Origin of the sequence: Rhizobium sp. 2YAF20 (assembly GCF_052114685.1) — a bacterium.
GTDB lineage: Bacteria > Pseudomonadota > Alphaproteobacteria > Rhizobiales > Rhizobiaceae > Rhizobium.
Genome location: NZ_JBFRFF010000015.1, coordinates 14,439 through 32,170 on the forward strand (window position 1 = coordinate 14,439; position 17,732 = coordinate 32,170).

The following is a 17,732-nucleotide window of genomic DNA, read 5'->3' on the forward strand; positions in this document are numbered from 1 at the left end:
CTATCGACTGACGGATGTCGTTCAGAACTTCAGTTCCTGTGGGCGCCGTTGTTGAGTGCTTCAGTCTGCCGGCTCAGACCTGAGCCCAGCCGCCATCGACGGTCAGTTCCACGCCGGTGATAAATTCGGAATCGTCGCAAGCCAGGAACAATGCGGACTTGGCGATGTCGTGCCCGGTACCCATCCGGCCAAGCGGCGTATGGATCGTCGCCTGGGTTTTCATCTCAGCAATCATCTCTTCGCTGAGACCGGTTCTGCGCATGATGTCCGTATCGATGTAACCGGGAGCGAGAGCATTGATCCGGATACCCTTCGCTCCGTATTCCGCGGTCAGGGAACGGGCCAGGGACCGGAGTGCCGCCTTCGTCGCCGAATAGACCGATAGCCCCGCGGTGCCCCTGACTCCCTGGATCGAGGTGTTGAGGATGACCGACCCGCCAGCTTGCATAAGCGGGATGAGCTTCTGCACGCTAAAGAACGTGCCCTTCAAATTTATCCCGGCCGTGAAATCAAAATCGTCGCTGGTGACCTCTTCGAAAAGGCCGGCTCTGGCGCTGCCTGCATTGGCAAACAGAATATCAAGCCGCCCATGTCGGGCCTCGACATGGGCGCGCAGGGCATCGAGGTCGGCAAGGTTGGAAATATCGCCGCGAAAGGCTTCAACACCTTTGCCGATATCCCGAACCGCGGCATCGAGCGCCGACTGGTCCCGGCCCGTGATGACGACCTGCGCCCCTTCCGCCACGAACAGGTTTGCGGTGGCAAATCCCATTCCCAGGCTGCCACCGGTGATGACGGCTATCTTTCCGTCCAGCTTTCCCATTTCGGCTTCCTTCCGCTGAGCTGCTCGAAAGCAGCGATGGGCGGAACTTAGTCGCTAGGCATTTGCCGTCGTAGGCCGGACGACGGACTACCATCTATTCCCTGGGAGGAATGGCTTAAGGTGCGATGCGCAAGGCTGGCTCCTCGGCGCAGATCTGCGCAAGAAAATCGATGACGACCCGGAAGCGCTCCGGCAGCTGTCTGCCACTCGCGGAAACAACATGGATCGGTGAGGGGGCCGGCGCGTAACTCTCAAGGATCGGAACGATTGCTCCGGCCCTGATGTCGGCTGCAAACATCGCACGCCCAGCGTAACCGATGCCAAGTCCCGCGAGCACCGCAGCGCGCTGGTCCTCGGCGTCGTTGGATCGGATAGTCCCTTCCGGTTCCAGGAGGATGGGCCCCTCAAGCCCCTTGAATTTCCAGGCCTGCGTGGCGCCCTGTGTCTGGCCGACGATGAGATTGTGGGAACGCAGATCCGCCGGGCTCAAAGGGATGCCATGTTGTTCGAGATAGGCAGGTGTTGCCGCGACAACCATATGCAAGTCGCCGATCCTACGGGCAACAAGGGAGGAATCGGCGAGCGCTCCGACACGCAAGGCAATATCGATGCCCTCCCGGACAAGATCGACGCGGCGCTCCGAGACTGACAGGTCGATCGAGACATTCGGATGGCGTTGAATGAAGGCAGGGAGGCGGGGAATGATATACATGCGACCGAGTGCGGGTGGCGTCGCCAGCCGGACCAAGCCTGCCGGGCTTATCCTGTTTTGCCCAATCCGGAGCTCGGTTTCCTCCAGGTCACCCAGAATGCGGGTCGCGGATTCGTAGAGGTCTTGGCCCGCGGCAGTCGGGTTGAGGCCACGGGAGGTTCGATTGAGGAGGGGAACGCCAAGGCGAGCTTCAAGTGCTGCGATTTGTTTGCTGACGGCCGGTTGGCCTATACCGAGTTCGCGCCCGACGTGCGAAAAGCTGCCGCGCTCGACGACACGAACGAAAAGCCTCAATGAAGAAAAGCGATCCACGAGCCCATTCCTTTCGAGAATATCACTTACACGACCGTGTTGCACGGATCAGGTCGTAATCAGCATTTAGCCTTTCAGCAAATGATCATCTGACACGCTCGTAGTTTGCCCGTCCGAAGGCGGACATGCGATTCAGCACGCTGGCGGCGATGCGCGTTTCGGTGGTCTGGTTTTCGATGTTCTTGGCGTGCAGCCGGTCGCCGATGACCGACTTCCAGCGCCCTATCTGAGTTTCGATCCGGGATCTCTGGTTGTAGCCGGTCGCGGCCTGCCAGGCCATCCGGCCGTGTTTGGCGATATGCTCGATATGCTGGTTCCGCTGGCAATTGCCGCCGGGAACAGCGTTCTTCGGAGGCGGGACGACGACATCGGCCTCGTATCCGAAAGCGGCCGCCAGGCAATCTGAAACGCCAGAGCCATCATAGGCGCCGTCTGCCAGAAACCGACCTACTGGTGCGTCGACACGTTCGAGGCATCACCATCAAATCGGCCGTAGCTGTCTTTGGTTGATAAAGGCCTCGTACGATTTGGAACTGCTCTTGTTCCGACCCCAATAAGGGTCATCGCAATCGGGCCAAATTTCTCTATATGAAATGGTGGGATTTGGCAGACAAAGGGGCTAACATCAATGGCGGAATATTCGGCCGAAGAAAACGCCATAAGTGACAAAAACCGCGAAAGCTCCGATCGACCGCTACTCGATCTTTCGGATGATGCCGTCAAACGCATGATCAAGGGCGCAAAGAAGCGTGGCCACTTGACCATGGCGCAGCTGAACAATCTGGTTTCCTCCGATGATCTGTCCTCCGAATATGTCGAGGACTTAATGGCCAAACTCTCCGACATGGGGATCAACATCATCGATGATGATGAGGTCGATGAAGACAATACGGATGAGGAGGAGGAGAGAGGCGAGAGCGACGGCGATACCGAGATCGTCGCCGCGTCTTCGAAATCGCTGGCGACCGTCAAAAAGAAAGAGCCCGGCGGGCGCAGCGATGATCCGGTGCGGATGTATCTGCAGGAAATGGGCAGCGTCGAGCTTCTGTCGAGACAGGGCGAGATCGCCATCGCCAAGCGGATAGAGTCCGGCAGGGAAACGATGCTCGCAGGTCTTTGCGAGAGCCCCCTCACGTTTCAAGCAATCATTATCTGGCTCGACGAATTGCTCGACGGCACCACGATGCTGCGTGACATCATTGACCTGGAGGCGACCTACTCCGGCCCGGATGCTAAGGCCGCTCCCGAATTCAAGGGCGCCGAGCAGATCGAGATCGATCGCAAAGCAGAGGAGGAGCGGGACCGGCTGCGCAATGCCCGCTCGGTCGAGGAAGATGTGACCAACGTCGGCGGCGAATCCTCCGCGGTCGAAGAGGTCGAAGAGGACGAGAGCCTTTCCGTTGTCGCCATGGAAACAGAACTTCTGCCACAGGTGACGGCCGCTCTCCAGAACATTGCGGATACCTACAGCCGATTGCGCGAACTCCAGGATAGGAAGCGTCGAGACCAGGAAGAAGAAAAACTCCTCGGCACCTACCGCGATGAATTGATCACTGCGGTCAAATCGCTTTCGTTTCACAACAAGCGCATCCTCAGCCTCATCGAACAGCTGTTCGACATCTCTAAGCGCCTTGTTGTCAGCGAAGGTCGCCTCCTGCGCCTGGCTGAATCGCACGGCGTCGGACGCGGTGAATTTCTCGATCACTACAGCGGATATGAACTGGACCCTCGCTGGTTGGATCGGGTTGCCGAGCTTACGGGCAGGGGATGGAATTCGTTCGTCAGCCAGGAAGCCAAAGTGATCCGATCGATCCGCGACGAGATCAGCGCTCTGGTGCTCGACACGGGGATTTCGCTGGCGGAATTCCGGAGGATTGTTACCCTGGTGCAGAAGGGAGAACGGGAATCCAACCTCGCGAAGAAAGAGATGATCGAAGCTAATCTCCGGCTCGTTATCTCGATCGCCAAAAAATACAACAATCGGGGCCTTCAGTTTCTCGACCTAATCCAGGAAGGCAACATTGGCCTGATGAAGGCGGTCGACAAATTCGAATATCGCCGGGGTTACAAGTTCTCGACCTACGCGACCTGGTGGATCAGGCAAGCCATCACCCGTTCGATCGCGGACCAGGCCCGGACGATCCGCATTCCCGTCCACATGATCGAGACGATCAACAAGATCGTCCGGACATCGCGCCAATTGCTGAATGAATTGGGCAGGGAGCCAACGCCGGAAGAACTCGCTGAACAGCTGGGAATGCCTCTGGAGCGGGTCAAGAGGACCCTGAAGATCGCCAAGGAGCCGATCTCGCTGCACACGCCAGTCGGTGACGACGATGGCGATGCAAGCGTCGGCGACTTCATTGAGGACAAAAGTGCTGTTAATTCGCTGGATGCCGCTGTGCTGTCAAATCTACGTGAGACAACCACAAGAGTTCTTGCCACGCTGACAGCCAGGGAGGAGCGGGTGCTTCGCATGCGCTTCGGCATCGGTATGAACAATGATCATACGCTTGAAGAAGTCGGTCGGCAGTTCGCGGTCACTCGAGAGCGCATTCGCCAGATCGAAGCCAAGGCACTGCGCAAACTGAAGCACCCGAGCCGCAGCCGCACCCTCAGGTCTTTTCTCGAAACAGCTTGACGGTGGTTAAGCCACCTCCCAATCCCGCGAAATAAAGTGTTTAGTTGTGTATATCGCGTTCTAAAATAACAGCTTGCGCTGACACTGCGAAAGTGCGGGTCTTGGGTTCGATACTGTTCAAGGCGTGACCAGTTCCTTCGATCAGATCGAGTTCTTTGCGGCGCTACTTTATCTGGCCGCGTTATGCGGCCTCCCAAACCTGGTTCAATATCTTTGCCGCCAAGGCCGCTTTGTCCTGCGGCAGGAAGCGACCGTAGTGCTGCTGCACCACGTCCGGCGTGTCCTGGATGGCATAGCTGGCCTGCTCATAAGAGCCAGTGTGTTTCAGGATGTGGGTTGCCAGAATATCCCGCAGGTTATGTGGCCCATGCGGCAATAAGCCCTTAATGGCGCCACGGCCGGTATAAGGATTGTAGATCCCGTTGCGTTGGATCACCGTCCGCCATGCTTCGTAGAATTTCGTCGAGTCGTAAGCCGCATCGATGCTGGTCGTCTTCACCGTTTTGACGAACAGTGTGCCAGGATCTTTGGCGTTACCGAGCAGCACACCGCGATGCTTGTCGATATAAGCCTCGAGATATTTGTAGAGATCAAGCAAATCGGGCAAGATCAGGCGGAAGGGCTTTTGGCCGAAGAAGGACGAGCCGGAATTCTTGAACGCGACCGACGGGATAAGCACTTCCCATCCGCCCTCACGGTCGTTCCAGCGAAGCTCGCCGCATTTCATATCCTCGAGCCGGCGCTCCAACGTTTGGAAATGTCCACGCGGGCAGACACGCAATTGACGGTGGTTCTTCTGTCGAAGCCCGAGATGCAGGCCGAGACGAAGCAACAGGAATGACCGGACGGCCTCAGCGGCCGGTCGCGGATATCGATCCTCGTCAGGCATGCGTTTCAGAATCTCGTCGGTGATCTTGCGATATTCAGCCAACGGGCTATCTGCTTCGAGAATGCACATGATCGGCTCGAACGGATCGCGATGGACGCGCATGACACGTTGGATTTCTTTCGAGCGGTTTGCCGCATGTCGATGAAATGCATCGCAAGCACCATGCCAGTCGCGGGCGGCGAATTCGATTTCTTCCGGTGCGATTAGGCCATCGATTGGCCGGACATTCTTTAAGAGTTCCGGATGCTGGCGGATCCAGCCCACCTCTGTTCGATCGTCATCCAGTCGATGCGGCCATTCAGGATCGGCGGCGGCTTCCGGTAAATAATTAAATTGATGAGATAGGGGCGGATATTTTCCAGTACTCGCTTCGGTGCGACCGGCGCGATGCGTACCTCGCAGAATTCCAACATTTTTCGCTGAAAATGGCGCGATGAAAGATCTTGTTTAGACATGCTCATTCCATTTCTCTCGGCACCAGCGCCGAGAGCGAGCGGGAATAGGAGCCACATTTTAAGAAACGGTGTATCCGTCGCATGGAGGCTAGCAATCAAAACGGTGCTTACCGTCATTCCTGAGGCAGTCAGCCTTAACCGTATGCATTGCTACCGATCTCCCCTGTTATGAATCATGGTCGCCATGGTAGAGATTTGCCTATGGGATTCGGGGTTTTCATTCACCGCACAGATTCGATTTACGACGACAGTCCGGCGGAACAATATCAGTTCCCGGGCCAGTATCTGGGCCGCGTCCAAGCCTGTGTTGGAGCCTGGATCGTTTATTACGAGCCGCGGAAGGTCGCGGCCACTCGCGGCTATTTCGCCGTCGCCAAAGTCGCGCAGATCATTCCAGACCCCAAAGTGCCGGGCATGTACCTGGCGCTGATCGAACTCGGTACCTATCTCGATTTCATCAATCCCGTTCCGTTTAACGGACCAGATGGCGTCATCGAGCGAGGCGTGCTGAACGAGGAGGGGCGGATTTCAGGGCGAGCACAGGCAGCCGTCCGCCCGGTATCGGCTGCTGATTTTAATCGCATCCTGTCGATGGGACTTGCAGAAGATGAGCCCGAACTGCCTCGATCGGGAGAGCCATTGGAAACACTGCTACCGAGCGGGTTAGCAGATGGTACCCAGGCACCGTTCGTATTCGAAAAGGAGCGGGACCGAGTTATGCAGTTGTCGTCCCGAATAGTTCGTGACCGCCTGTTTCGCCGCCTCGTTCTGCAAGCCTACGACAAGAGATGTGCGATCACGGGTTTGAAGCTAATCAATGGTGGCGGCCGCGCCGAGGTAGATGCGGCTCATATCCGCCCGGTGGAAGCAAACGGTCCTGATATTCTTTCCAACGGGATTGCGCTGTCCGGGACCGCCCATTGGATGTTTGACCGTGGCCTCATTGGCCTGTCGGATGATCTCGGAATCCTGATCTCGCGGCACGCGAATGATTCTGACAGCATCCGAGGCCTTCTCAACAAGACCGGTAGAGCGATTGTGCCGAGCGGCGTGTACGAGCGGCCGCATCCCCAGTTCCTGCAGTGGCATCGGGCGAACTGCTTCAAGCACTGAAGGCGACGACTGCGGCAAGTTGATCGGATCATCCGGATCAGTCCAGCGAGTTGATGTTCTGGCGGAGCATCGTTGCAAATTTCTTCAGCCCATTTTGCTGAAGCGCGTCGATAAACCCTTCAACCGTTGGCGTTGTCTTGCGCAGATTAAGCCGCGCTAGTCTGGCACTCGAAAGAAGCGCATCGGGAAACGTAATATGAAGGTCAGCCAGGAAATCATCTGGCGACTTGCTCGTCACGCCGTAAGGACGCAGGTCTCGTCTCGGAAAATCCTTGAGGTTCCAGGTGACGATGTTAGAAGCTTTTCCAGCAATGGCAGCGGCGAGTACATGCCGATCGTCAAAGTCAGGTAGTTTAAGGTCCACGGTCAACGGCCGATAGTTCACCACGTCCGCCTCCGGGAGGACGGCCTTCATTCGGTCGCGCGTAAGCTCCAGGCGTTCCATGGACAAACCCGGTGTGTTGGCGGCAAGATTGCGCATCCACTCGCCATGGATATCGTCAGTCCAGCGTGCCTCGACAAGGCCATCAAAGGCGCACTGGATCAGGACATTCCGCAGATGAAAGGGATAGAGGACGCAGGCATCATAGACCGCGACAGGCGGTTTAGAGGCCATTGGACTGGATCAAGTCCTCGGTATCTTCGGCAAGCGCGTCGACCGCCGCTTGACGAACGTCGAGCCTGGATTTCAGCCCGAGCACATCCTTTAGAAGAGCACGGCGATGTTTGCCCACGTAGCGGAATGGCAGATCGCCACGATCCATACGCAGGACGACGAGGGGACGAGAGATGCCGAGAATGGCTGCCACCTCGGTCGGGCTCAGTTCTTGGTCTTCGGCCAGCACGGCGACACGTTCGCCGCGTAGCATGTGCGCCAAAAGCGCCTCAACTGCCGCGGTGGCCGACGGCGGTATCGAAAGCATCTGTTCCTTGCCGCCTTTATGACGAACATGAAGTTCCAGCCTGTCGCCCGCGCCCAGTTTCGGCAGAGGTGAAGCCGCCTTGCGATCGCGATCCGACAGTCCGGCGAAGTGAACGATTTGGCTGGCCATGGCAATATCTCCTGGATCGTCAATATAGTAGCCGTAGTCGATAAGTGCAATAACTGAAAGTTTGCGAAATGCGATTGAGTTAATGGATTTAGCCGTCTGACCGAAGCCGCTTAGAATTTCATCTCTAAATCAAATATCTAATCCATTGGACGACGTCGCGATAGGTTCGAATCCTATCAAGGCGACCAATGTAAGCCTCTGAACGATAGCAAAATTATAGCCGGGCTTTTCGCGGTTGCTGGTTCAAATCCTCTCGGTAGAAACCCACCCCCATTTGCATCGTAGTATCACGGAGGCGGGAGCTGCTCCAATTGTTCATCCCGAGCAGTTCGGCGTGAGAAACTCGCCAGATGTTGTGGATGGCAGGGCTATTTTGAAGCCGGAAATGGGAAATCGAGCACTTCGTCCGTATAGGTCTCAATCAGGGCACTGAAAGGAAGGCCATCCGGCCCGGTCAAAAACGCCTTATGTTGGATGACGTATTTGGGCACCTTGAGTCGATCTCCCGATGACGGTGGCAGCGCCGCGCCCATTTCCCATCCATCGGGTAGGGGCTTCCATAACACCTCCGCTGACAATGTGTGCCTTTCAAAATGCAGTGCCTGGACCGCGCGGCCAAACGCGGTATTCGTCGCCTCAAGGACGTGGTTCATTTCCGGCGTCAAGCGACCCGGGACGTACCAGTTGTCCGCTTCCGACAAGACATGGTCTCCACAAGAAAGCTTCACGTGCCGGTATTTGACCAGATCGTTTGCGTCAACGTGAAGCAGCTTTCGCACATCCGCGTCCGCATTTTTTTGGGTACTGTTGTCTTGCTCGGCCACGATCTTTGAGTCTGACGACAGATGATGCGTCTCGCACCATCTGTCCAATGTGAGCGTCGCGCTATCGTGACCAAGGAGGTCGGCGTTCAAGCCATTCAATAGGGCGAGGGTCTCAAGGCGACTGATGCGGCTATCGGGAATCGATGGATCCGCGAACGCGGGCACGCTCAGCGAGATGAAAGCCAGGAACGAGGTCACAGTGGTCTTGCGAGCGATATCCATGCGAGCGAATCCTACTTCCCTTATTTTCTCACCGACATAGCATTTATCAACTCGGAATCCTCCTGACCTCGATTTCGCCATCAGCCCTTCTCTCCTCGCTTTCCACGGATGCCGAGAGGTCAAAGGGAAGGGGAGCCTCGTTGTCTGGTGTCGGCGCTAAGTCGCGTCGCTCGTCCGCTAGAGTTGAATCATTCCTATCAGACCCCCAGCGTCACGAACTCGCAACGCTCTTCTCTTCTCCCATTGCCTCACTAGGCCTACTCATCGCAGGAAAATCGCCCTTCGTGTTGCTGTTCCTGGCACTCGTAGGAATGTCGCTCAGCCATATCATGCCTACAATTTTTGGCATGATCAGGGACGCTTTCTCTCCAAAGGAACAGGGCGCAATGATAGGAAATGCCGTTGCTGCTGGCTTCCTCGGGCAGTTTCTTGCGCCCTTCTTGCTTTATCTCTATTGGCCGATCGCAGGGCAAGCTGTGGCTCCGGTGTCAATGTGCGTTGTGCCATCGCTGCTACTCTTACCCATTGGGTTTGCGCTTTATGGACGAGCTGGAAAAAAGAAAGTCAACTATCAGGAGGGGTAAGGAGCTTCAAATTTCTCACACTTTATGCCAAACAGCTGGATCGAACGGTCCCGGTATACGAAGCGCTGGGGCTCAAATTTGAGAAAGAAAGGCATGGCGACGGTCCAATCCACTTCTCCCATACAACAGGAGATCTCGTCATTGAAATTTATCCTGCCGACGAGCGCAGAGTAGCCGAGTCAATGATGCTTGGTTTCGTGGTAAAGGATCTCGCTGCCGTGAAAAGTCTCCTTCTAGAAAGAGCAGTCACGATTCTAAAGGACATCGATGTGGTGAACGGTGCCACGAGAATGATCTTCCAAGATCCGGATGGCCGTCGCTTATTTATAAGTAGTGGCGGGTAAGTTTTTGATTCTTTGACGCGGCTGAGCGAATTGGCGACGCGGGTAGGGATATGCTTAGGTAGAATATGCGAGATCTCGTGCATTATCGTGTGGATCCGCAGCAAGCACTGACCCCTCGGACGCGAGGTAGGTGCGTCTTCGGCTAGGTTACCGAGGCCCGCAACTGGTGGTCGACCAATGCTGCATGGCGAAGCGTGGGCGCTAAGGTATGTTCTCCATCCGTGCTCCGAACTTCGCATAAGGTCTCAATGGGAACGGAACCAACCGGGGCTCGGCTAGCGCCTGCCTCGCTGTCCTTACCACAGTCGCGCGCTCCCTAAATCAGCGTCTTCAGATCAAGCGAAAAGCTCACAGAAAAAAGACTTCATCTATCACGACCAAGCGTTTGATTGCCGTCCCGTCGAAATGCTGCCGGGCCCACAAATTTTCACCGTAGAGACCGCCGCAGATCACATCTCAATGACGCCGGTCAAATACCAACTATTTGAAATCGCTCCAGGTTATTCGCTGTAAAGCACGCCGCGCTCAACAAGGTCAGCTCGCGCTCGCAACAGTCTTCCTCGTTGGCGTGCTGGCCACAATCCGCCTCAGCGAGACCTTATCTCTTGGTGGCACTCGGCTTCATTGAGGGCACTCCGACGGACCCTCTCTCGATGATCGAGGTCGGTAGAACCAATCGCTCGGCCGGCCGCATTTCACCTTTCAAACGACGGATAAGCAATTCTGCAACACTTTTCCCAAGTTCATAGACCGGCTGATCAACGACAGTAATGGGTGGAGTGGTGACGCTCGTCCAATCAGCATCATGGAAGGTGATCAGCGAAATATCTTCAGGAACGCTCAGGCCGAGCGCTCGAATGACCTTGAAGATCTCAAGACCGATTAAGCTGTCGGAGGCGAGGATGGCGGTTGGTCGGTCCGGCGTGGACAGCATGCACATCACCACCTTTCGGGTCTCCTCCGGGCTCGTCGCGCCGAGCCGGACATGGCGCTCAGGCCGGTCTATGCCGGCGTCGCTGCAGACGGTGAGAAAGCCCTGGATGCGCTCTCGTACCGACGACGTGTAGATCTGCCCGAGATCCCGGAATTCATTTCCCTGCGCATCGACTGCCGTCACATAAGCGATGTTGCGATGGCCGGCATCCACCAGAACCCGGGTTGCCCGCATCGCAACATCGAGGTCGTCGACGGTGACCGTATCGACATCCAGGTCGGGCAGGGCCCGGTCGAGCAGGGCGAGCGGTCGGCCTGAGCGATTGATGTCGCGCAGGTGCGATACGTCTCGAGATTCCGATGGCGTCACTATCAGCCCGTCTACACGTTTGCTGATTAGCAGCCGCACCGCCGCTTTTTCCACCTCTATCTGCTCGCCGGAGTTGGCGAGAATGACATTGAAGCCCGCAGCCCTTGCCGCATCGGATATGCCGCGCACCGCCAGGCTGAAGAACGGGTTCTCTATGTCGCCGACGACGACGCCGATGATTCCGGACTTACCGGTTGTCATGCTGCGGGCCAGTTCGTTCGGTCGATAATCCAGCGATTTCGCCGCTGTCATGACGTCGGACCGCACCTTGTCGCTGACGACGCCGTAGCCGCCCAGGACGCGTGCGGCGGTGGCTTTTGACACCTTGGCCTCCCGGGCGACGTCGTTGACGGTTACTGAGCGCGGTTTTTGCGTTGAATTTTTCATGTGCTGAAGGACTACAAGAGTTGTTGACGGAAGGTCAATGTGGAACTAACACTTATCAAATGAGACCGGTCTCAATTAATAAGATACCGGTCTCTTTGCAATCATCGGCGAGTAAGAGGAAAAATTCGCTGACTGACGAGAATGCCAAAAAAGAACAACCCTCAGAGTGGAGAACCAGATATGACCAACGTTGGAATTCTCGAGTCGTTGATGTCGCCGGTCCGCGCCGGCGCAATGGCTCTCATGATGGCATGCGCCGGCGCCGGGTTTGTCTCGCTGGCCCTTGCAGCAGACGACAACCCCTACGGGCTCATAGATGCGAAGGTTATCAGCGTCGGCACAATGGGCGATGCCAAGCCCTATGCCTTCACCCAGGCGGATGGCACGTTTACGGGGTTCGACGTCGAGTTCTTCCGGAATGTCGCAGGCCGTCTCGGTTTCAAGCCGGAGCAGGTGATCTTCACTGGACAGGAGTTCTCGGCGCTGATGCCTTCAGTTGCCAATGAACGGTTCGACGTGGCGGTTGCAGCCATCGGCACGACAGAAGCGCGCAAGAAGACAGTCGATTTTTCTGACGGCTACCTCGCGGGCTATCTTTCGGTCCTCACCGCCGACAAAGCGATAACCTCAGCAGACGGCCTCAAGGGCAAGCGTCTCGGCGTCGTGCAAGGCACGCTACAGGAAATCTATGCGGCGAAGAATTTCACCGGGACGGATCTCGTCAAATTCCCCGACAACAACTCCGCCGTTGCCGCGCTCAACAACGGATCGGTCGACGCGCATTTCCTCGACTACGAGGCCGCCAAGCAATATGGCGAGCGTTACCCGGAACTGAAGATCGCCGTTAACATTCCCTCCTTCGATGCGCCGGCTGGTTTCGTCGTGCGCAAAGGCAATGACAAGTTCCGCGACGCGCTCAACACGGCGCTGCATGCAGCCATGCAAGACGGCACCTGGAAGGCACTTTACGAAAAGTGGTTCCCAGGCTCACCGATGCCCGATGAATATCTCCCCAAGAAGTGACCGCGCCGGCCTCCGGCGGTAAAAGCCGGCGGCCGCAGGTGATGCTGCTGCACTTGAATTTCGAGCGGGTGTTAAGCGCGCAATGGAAAAGGGGACCGAATGAACTGGCTAGAAAACTTGCGCCGCAGTTTCCTCGACTGGCAGGCCATGGCCGATGTTCTGCCCAGCATGATCACCATCGGATTGAAGAACACCCTGATCCTGGCTGCGGCTTCGACGGTGCTCGGGGTGATCCTCGGGATGCTGCTCGCGGTCATGAGCATTTCGCAATCGCGCTGGCTGCGCATTCCCGCCCGGGTCTATACCGATATCTTTCGCGGCCTGCCGGCCATCGTCACCATTCTCCTGATCGGCCAGGGTTTTGCGCGCATCGGGCGTGAGATTTTCGGGCCGTCGCCCTATCCGCTGGGCATTCTCGCGCTCAGTCTTATCGCTGGCGCCTATATCGGCGAAATCTTCCGCTCGGGGATCCAGAGCGTGGAGCGCGGACAGATGGAGGCCTGTCGCGCGCTGAGCATGAGTTACGGGCAGGGGATGCGATTGATCGTGATCCCACAGGGCATACGCCGCGTGCTGCCGGCGCTGGTCAACCAATTCATCGGCAATGTCAAGGATTCGAGCCTCGTCTATTTCCTTGGTCTGCTGGCCTCCGAGCGGGAGATCTTCCGGGTCGGGCAGGACCAGGCGGTCGTGACCGGCAATCTTTCGCCGTTGCTTCTTGCAGGTGCGTTTTATCTTGTCATCACCGTCCCGCTGACGCATGTGGTCAACTACATAGACAACACGCTGCGGCTCGGCAAACAGAAGGGCGGCGCCGTCACCAGCGGTCTCGCCGAGGTGAGCGAGCTTGCAGGTGCCGTGGGGTCTCCGACCGATCAATCGCCGACTTCCAAAAGTGTCGATGCCGGAAGACCCCGTTTCAAGGGCGGTAGCCTCGCCGTCACCAATCTCGACATGGCGTATGGCAACCTTGATGTTCTCAAGGGTGTCAACCTCACCGTCAAGCCGGGCACGGTCACCTGCGTCATCGGTCCGTCGGGCTCGGGCAAATCGACACTGCTTCGCTGCCTCAACCGTCTGGTCGAGCCCAAGGGTGGCGATGTCCTTCTCGATGGTGAGAGCATTCTTGCAATGAGGCCGGAAAAGCTGCGCCGCCGCGTCGGCATGGTTTTCCAGCATTTCAACCTGTTCCCCGATCACTCTGCGCTTGAAAACGTCATGCTCTCGCTCATCAAGATCAAGGGGCTTCCACGACAAGACGCAGAGCGGATCGCCGAGGCGCGCCTTACCGATGTCGGGCTTGCCACCCGCAAACATCACCGTCCAGGTGGCCTCTCGGGTGGTCAGCAGCAGCGTGTGGCGATCGCTCGCGCCCTTGCGATGGACCCGGAAGTCATCCTCTTCGACGAGGTGACGAGTGCCCTTGATCCCGAACTAGTGAAGGGCGTCCTCAACCTGATGGCTGATCTCGGTCTGCGCGGCATGACTATGGTGATCGTCACCCACGAAATGGGTTTTGCCCGCAAGGTCGCCGATCAGGTCGTTTTCATGGACGAAGGCCGCATCATCGAAGCAGATACGCCCACGGCGATCTTCGACAATCCCCGCAGCGAGCGTCTCAAACACTTCCTAGCGGAAGTTTTATGAGCCCTCGCCAACCGGACCGCTCAACTCAATGTCAAACCGGTGAAAGATACTTCTATGACATCATCTTCTTCCATCTCAACGGTCGTCGTCGGCGGCGGCATTTTTGGGGTTTCCAGCGCGGTCAATCTCGTGCGGCGTGGGATCGCCACTACCCTCGTTACTGACGGCCCGCTGGCCAGCGGCGCCTCCGGGCGTTCGCTCGCCTGGCTCAACAGTTCCCGCAGGCGCTCTTTAGAATATCACCAGTTGCGCATGGTCGGTATCGACCGTTATCGGACTCTATCGGCAAAATATCCGAATGCCGATTGGTTGCGGTTCGACGGCGGCCTCACTTGGGACGCCGATGACGCGTCGAACGAAATCGCCTCTGTCTTCGCCCATGAGCAGGACCTGGGCTATGACGCAGTTCATCTTTCTGCAGCCGACGTCGTTGCCGTCACGCAGGGCATAGACCCGAAAATGGTCACACCCCAAGGAGCGATCTTCAATCCGGGCGAAGGCTGGGTCGAGCTTCCCTCGCTCATAGCGATCCTAGCGGCCGAGTTCATTGAGCGTGGCGGAAAGCTCATCACCGAAGCCGGTCGTGCCACGGTGACGGTGAAGGATGGTCGGGCAACCGGCATCATCACGACGAGCGGCAGGCGTTTCGACGCCGATGCGGTCCTTTTGGCTACGGGCAATGCGGTTCCGGGTATGGTTGCTGAATGCGGTCAGCATATTGCCGACGCCACCCCGGTCGCGTTGCTTGTGCGTACCAAGCCCGTAAGCATACCGCTCAAAGCCGTGCTCAATACTCCGCGTGTCGCGATCCGCCCGATGCCGGATGGCGGGCTGGCGCTCGATTCCGCATGGTCGGAAGAGGAGGTTGTCGTCAAAGCGGGAGGGATTTACGAAGTCAAAGATTCGACGGTTCGGGGACTGCTTGAGGAAGCCTCAAAGATTCTCGAAGGCAATCCGAAGCTTGAATTCGAGAGCTACAGCGTTGGCCCGAAGCCGATCCCCGGCGACGGCGAGCCGGTTTTTGGTCAACTGGATGGTGTCAGCGGCTACTATGTAGCTTTTAGCCACAGCGGAGCAACACTCGGCCTCATTGCCGGCGAACTTCTAGCCGGCGAAATTGCCAACGGAACGGAGCATCCCATGCTTGCCCGTTTCCGACCTGGAAGGTTTTCTCGCAGACAGTGAATGTCTCTCAAATTAAACCAGGCCGATGAAAGGGTTTTGAAGGCAATGGCGCTAGACGGTCAGGCCAAAAAATCGCGCGTGAGTCTTCGCGAAAAGCATGGTGCCAAGTCCCGTCGGCGATGGCGGAAACTGCATCTGGCGCTGGATGCCGACAGCGGCGAGATCATCGCTCACGTCATGACCGACCAAGATGACGGCGACGCCACGCAGGTGGGGGCGCTGCTCGACCAAATCGACGACCCCGTTGGCCAGTTCACGGCCGATGGCGCTTATGACGGCAACCCGACCTATGACGCCGTCACCAAGCATAGCGCTGGCGGCGCGGTGGTCATTCCGCCACGCGCCAATGCGGTGGAACGGCCGGACACCGATCTCTCCTGTCAACGAGACCGTCATATCGCTGCGATCAACGCCGATGGACGGATGAAATGGCAGGCCACTACCGACTACGGCAAGCGATCTCTGGTCGAGACCGCGATCGGTCGCTATAAGTCGATCATCGGACACCGACTGAGGGCACGCTCATTCGCCGCGCAACAGACGGAAGTCGCCATCGGCTGCACCATCCTCAATCGAATGCTGTCATGCGCGCGCCCGAAATCCGTCCGGTGCGTGACAGCTACCGCTTAGACACAACATCAAAGACTAAAATCCGTTCATTCATAAAGGCGAGAAGCTTCTGCTCTGCAAAGCCTAACCATCGAAGAGCGTTGAGGTTTTCCACCGACCCCACGGCGAAATGGCATTCCAATAGGGCTTCGAGCGTATGAAATTCTAGTCCGTGTTCAAGGGTCCCTACTGCCTCGACGCCGTTCGCTGGCGGAAGCGGTCGGCTGCGCCAGCTAATAGGCTCTCCCAGATAGTTAGACGGTGCGACTTTGGAAACTTCATTGACGAGTCGCTTTGCATAATTGCCGAAGCAATCCCGGTCTAAGAGGATATGCACTCGTTGGCCCCAGTTGTCGGCTTTGGAAAGTTCATCATCAAAACCGATAAGCTCCGAGCCGCAGCTGCCCCTAAGGGCCAACAGGAAATGGCCGGCGCATAATTCAAGAATGTTGCTGGCCGATTTGGGAGCTAAAAAGCGGGGCGTTTTGAGAGAAACGTGTCGGAGAGCGAAAGGCTTTCCGAGCCTGTTGCCAACTTTTGACCACGGTGCGATGTTGAGACGCGCGAGCTGTCATCGGCGATCCGTCGAATAAATTCGAACAGTAGGAGTGAAAATGGCTACGCGTGATCGGATCGTGGTGACGAGGAGCGGCCGCGAGCACACCGGGACAAGTCAATCGGGCGGTTTGGCGCTCGTAACGGGTGTGGGGCCACTACATACGCCAGCAACCAAACTTTGGTTCGGCAAGGCGAGCAACAAGCCCGGCTTCCGCTCTTTGCCGCACCATCATGGCGAGGCCGAAACCGGCGCTTATGTCTTATCGGGTCGCGCTCGTATCTATTTTGGCGAGGACTATCAGGAATTCGTTGACCTGTCGGAGGGCGACTTCATGTTCGTTCCGCCATTCCTGCCCCACCTTGAAGCCAATATGAGCACGACGGAGGAGCTATGGTGGATTGCCTGCCGCTCACCGGAAAACATCGTCGTGAATCTCGCCGATGTTGCAGACGTATCGCTCCCGGGCTATCGAAGGGCCTGAAACGTATTCCGTCGTGCGAAAATAAAGACATTTGAAACAGAAATTTTTGCCAGAACGCCGGAGCTTTTGGGAGAAGGCTGGCGAGGCGAGGTCTCTGGAAAGGAGACGACTTTTGAGGCCCCTGCTCGAGGGCACGGACGAGACCGTGCGGGCCGTCAAGTCACGCTTGCTCGCCAGAACCGCTCGAATGCCGAGCGGCGGCATCGGGGTTAATGCGAGTCGAGCTTTGTTTATTCCCTTGCTGTCAGGGTGTGAAACACGCTTCGAATGTAACCCCGCCGATAGTCCAGATGAACATCTCACAACGAAGAGAAATATTAAACTTGCGTAGGGTCCCGATCGGCGCCGAACGCGACCCCGCGCGCATTGCCGATCTCACTTCCATTCCAAAGGCCTATGGTCCGGCTTGCCGGGGTCACACTTCGAAGCCGTTTCACAGTCAAGTGTCTTCGGACGGCGACCCTTCGCGATGATATGGCCTATGCCGATTTGCCACATCCTAATCAGGTGTTGATTTCGCACTCTGCCAATCGATAATGACGCACGCCCAGCGATTCCGACTACCGT

General features: G+C 57.1%; 17 protein-coding genes and 2 pseudogenes. 9 read left to right on the plus strand and 10 right to left on the minus strand.

The window, feature by feature from the left end; all coding sequences use genetic code 11:
* Positions 1 to 73: 73 nt before the first annotated feature.
* The 3 genes from AB4Z52_RS17980 to AB4Z52_RS17990 all read right to left on the minus strand — a co-directional run bounded on the left by AB4Z52_RS17980 (position 74) and on the right by AB4Z52_RS17990 (position 2,286).
* Positions 74 to 823: an SDR family NAD(P)-dependent oxidoreductase gene (locus AB4Z52_RS17980; protein ID WP_442219288.1), complete on the minus strand. Its 750-nt coding sequence runs from the start codon at positions 821 to 823 to the stop codon at positions 74 to 76.
* A gap of 115 nt (positions 824 to 938) precedes the next feature.
* The gene (locus AB4Z52_RS17985; protein WP_442219289.1) at positions 939 to 1,847 is read right to left on the minus strand and encodes a LysR family transcriptional regulator; all 909 of its coding nucleotides are present in this window, start codon (positions 1,845 to 1,847) and stop codon (positions 939 to 941) included.
* Between the two features lie 85 nt (positions 1,848 to 1,932).
* Positions 1,933 to 2,286, minus strand: coding sequence for a transposase (locus tag AB4Z52_RS17990; protein WP_442219379.1), 354 nt, complete (start codon positions 2,284 to 2,286; stop codon positions 1,933 to 1,935).
* Positions 2,287 to 2,475: 189 nt separating this feature from the next.
* Here AB4Z52_RS17990 and rpoD point away from each other — a divergent pair, with 189 nt between their 5' ends.
* Positions 2,476 to 4,488, plus strand: coding sequence for an RNA polymerase sigma factor RpoD (gene rpoD / locus AB4Z52_RS17995; protein ID WP_442219290.1), 2,013 nt, complete (start codon positions 2,476 to 2,478; stop codon positions 4,486 to 4,488).
* Between the two features lie 181 nt (positions 4,489 to 4,669).
* Here rpoD and AB4Z52_RS18000 read toward each other — a convergent pair.
* Together AB4Z52_RS18000 and AB4Z52_RS18005 are read right to left on the minus strand one after the other, a co-directional pair.
* Positions 4,670 to 5,650, minus strand: a pseudogene (locus AB4Z52_RS18000) (hypothetical protein); the annotation flags it as partial.
* Entirely contained in the window at positions 5,608 to 5,838 is a 231-nt protein-coding gene (locus AB4Z52_RS18005; protein WP_442219291.1) for a hypothetical protein, read from the minus strand. The pseudogene AB4Z52_RS18000 and the gene AB4Z52_RS18005, both read right to left, overlap by 43 nt.
* A gap of 195 nt (positions 5,839 to 6,033) precedes the next feature.
* On the opposite strand from AB4Z52_RS18005, the gene AB4Z52_RS18010 reads away from it, so the two are divergent.
* A complete protein-coding gene (locus AB4Z52_RS18010; RefSeq protein ID WP_442219380.1) occupies positions 6,034 to 6,945 on the plus strand; it encodes an HNH endonuclease in 912 nt (303 codons plus the stop codon).
* A gap of 37 nt (positions 6,946 to 6,982) precedes the next feature.
* On the opposite strand, the gene AB4Z52_RS18015 is transcribed toward AB4Z52_RS18010, so the two are convergent.
* From AB4Z52_RS18015 to AB4Z52_RS18025, 3 genes are all read right to left on the minus strand, one after another.
* The gene (locus tag AB4Z52_RS18015; protein WP_442219292.1) at positions 6,983 to 7,561 is read right to left on the minus strand and encodes a PIN domain-containing protein; all 579 of its coding nucleotides are present in this window, start codon (positions 7,559 to 7,561) and stop codon (positions 6,983 to 6,985) included.
* On the minus strand, positions 7,551 to 7,997 hold the full coding sequence (locus AB4Z52_RS18020) for a helix-turn-helix domain-containing protein (protein WP_442219293.1): 447 nt from the start codon (positions 7,995 to 7,997) through the stop codon (positions 7,551 to 7,553). Before AB4Z52_RS18020 ends, AB4Z52_RS18015 begins: the two co-directional genes overlap by 11 nt.
* A gap of 368 nt (positions 7,998 to 8,365) precedes the next feature.
* Positions 8,366 to 9,043, minus strand: a complete 678-nt coding sequence (locus tag AB4Z52_RS18025; RefSeq protein WP_442219294.1) for a hypothetical protein — start codon at positions 9,041 to 9,043, stop codon at positions 8,366 to 8,368.
* A gap of 284 nt (positions 9,044 to 9,327) precedes the next feature.
* Between AB4Z52_RS18025 and AB4Z52_RS18030 the strand changes: the two genes are divergently transcribed.
* Both AB4Z52_RS18030 and AB4Z52_RS18035 read left to right on the plus strand, forming a co-directional pair.
* On the plus strand, positions 9,328 to 9,627 hold the full coding sequence (locus tag AB4Z52_RS18030) for a hypothetical protein (RefSeq protein ID WP_442219387.1): 300 nt from the start codon (positions 9,328 to 9,330) through the stop codon (positions 9,625 to 9,627).
* Entirely contained in the window at positions 9,537 to 9,971 is a 435-nt protein-coding gene (locus AB4Z52_RS18035; protein WP_442219295.1) for a VOC family protein, read from the plus strand. The genes AB4Z52_RS18030 and AB4Z52_RS18035 overlap by 91 nt, the downstream gene beginning before the upstream one ends.
* A gap of 598 nt (positions 9,972 to 10,569) precedes the next feature.
* Here AB4Z52_RS18035 and AB4Z52_RS18040 read toward each other — a convergent pair.
* Positions 10,570 to 11,661, minus strand: a complete 1,092-nt coding sequence (locus tag AB4Z52_RS18040) for a LacI family DNA-binding transcriptional regulator (RefSeq protein WP_442219296.1) — start codon at positions 11,659 to 11,661, stop codon at positions 10,570 to 10,572.
* 180 nt (positions 11,662 to 11,841) lie between these two features.
* Here AB4Z52_RS18040 and AB4Z52_RS18045 point away from each other — a divergent pair, with 180 nt between their 5' ends.
* The 4 genes and pseudogenes from AB4Z52_RS18045 to AB4Z52_RS18060 form a co-directional block, all read left to right on the plus strand.
* Positions 11,842 to 12,684 (plus strand): ABC transporter substrate-binding protein, encoded by an 843-nt coding sequence (locus tag AB4Z52_RS18045; protein ID WP_442219297.1) that lies wholly within the window; start codon positions 11,842 to 11,844, stop codon positions 12,682 to 12,684.
* A 99-nt stretch (positions 12,685 to 12,783) separates the two neighbouring features.
* Positions 12,784 to 14,331: an amino acid ABC transporter permease/ATP-binding protein gene (locus AB4Z52_RS18050; RefSeq protein ID WP_442219298.1), complete on the plus strand. Its 1,548-nt coding sequence runs from the start codon at positions 12,784 to 12,786 to the stop codon at positions 14,329 to 14,331.
* 54 nt (positions 14,332 to 14,385) lie between these two features.
* Complete coding sequence (locus AB4Z52_RS18055; protein ID WP_442219299.1) at positions 14,386 to 15,516, plus strand: NAD(P)/FAD-dependent oxidoreductase; 1,131 nt, start codon at positions 14,386 to 14,388, stop codon at positions 15,514 to 15,516.
* Between the two features lie 84 nt (positions 15,517 to 15,600).
* Positions 15,601 to 16,146, plus strand: a pseudogene (locus tag AB4Z52_RS18060) (IS5 family transposase); the annotation flags it as partial.
* Here AB4Z52_RS18060 and AB4Z52_RS18065 read toward each other — a convergent pair.
* Positions 16,136 to 16,543: a hypothetical protein gene (locus AB4Z52_RS18065; protein ID WP_442219300.1), complete on the minus strand. Its 408-nt coding sequence runs from the start codon at positions 16,541 to 16,543 to the stop codon at positions 16,136 to 16,138. The pseudogene AB4Z52_RS18060 and the gene AB4Z52_RS18065 sit on opposite strands and share 11 nt — an antisense overlap.
* A 196-nt stretch (positions 16,544 to 16,739) precedes the next feature.
* Between AB4Z52_RS18065 and AB4Z52_RS18070 the strand changes: the two genes are divergently transcribed.
* Positions 16,740 to 17,165: a cupin domain-containing protein gene (locus AB4Z52_RS18070; protein WP_442219301.1), complete on the plus strand. Its 426-nt coding sequence runs from the start codon at positions 16,740 to 16,742 to the stop codon at positions 17,163 to 17,165.
* The last annotated feature ends 567 nt before the right edge of the window (positions 17,166 to 17,732 follow it).

Excerpts from the sequence above, each read along its gene's own strand:
- AB4Z52_RS17980 (WP_442219288.1), bottom strand. The coding sequence starts at position 823 with ATGGGAAAGCTGGACGGAAAGATAGCCGTCATCACCGGTGGCAGCCTG.
- rpoD (WP_442219290.1), top strand. The coding sequence starts at position 2,476 with ATGGCGGAATATTCGGCCGAAGAAAACGCCATAAGTGACAAAAACCGC.
- AB4Z52_RS18005 (WP_442219291.1), bottom strand. The coding sequence starts at position 5,838 with ATGAGCATGTCTAAACAAGATCTTTCATCGCGCCATTTTCAGCGAAAA.
- AB4Z52_RS18010 (WP_442219380.1), top strand. The coding sequence starts at position 6,034 with ATGGGATTCGGGGTTTTCATTCACCGCACAGATTCGATTTACGACGAC.
- AB4Z52_RS18015 (WP_442219292.1), bottom strand. The coding sequence starts at position 7,561 with ATGGCCTCTAAACCGCCTGTCGCGGTCTATGATGCCTGCGTCCTCTAT.
- AB4Z52_RS18020 (WP_442219293.1), bottom strand. The coding sequence starts at position 7,997 with ATGGCCAGCCAAATCGTTCACTTCGCCGGACTGTCGGATCGCGATCGC.
- AB4Z52_RS18025 (WP_442219294.1), bottom strand. The coding sequence starts at position 9,043 with ATGGATATCGCTCGCAAGACCACTGTGACCTCGTTCCTGGCTTTCATC.
- AB4Z52_RS18040 (WP_442219296.1), bottom strand. The coding sequence starts at position 11,661 with ATGAAAAATTCAACGCAAAAACCGCGCTCAGTAACCGTCAACGACGTC.
- AB4Z52_RS18045 (WP_442219297.1), top strand. The coding sequence starts at position 11,842 with ATGACCAACGTTGGAATTCTCGAGTCGTTGATGTCGCCGGTCCGCGCC.
- AB4Z52_RS18050 (WP_442219298.1), top strand. The coding sequence starts at position 12,784 with ATGAACTGGCTAGAAAACTTGCGCCGCAGTTTCCTCGACTGGCAGGCC.
- AB4Z52_RS18055 (WP_442219299.1), top strand. The coding sequence starts at position 14,386 with ATGACATCATCTTCTTCCATCTCAACGGTCGTCGTCGGCGGCGGCATT.
- AB4Z52_RS18070 (WP_442219301.1), top strand. The coding sequence starts at position 16,740 with ATGGCTACGCGTGATCGGATCGTGGTGACGAGGAGCGGCCGCGAGCAC.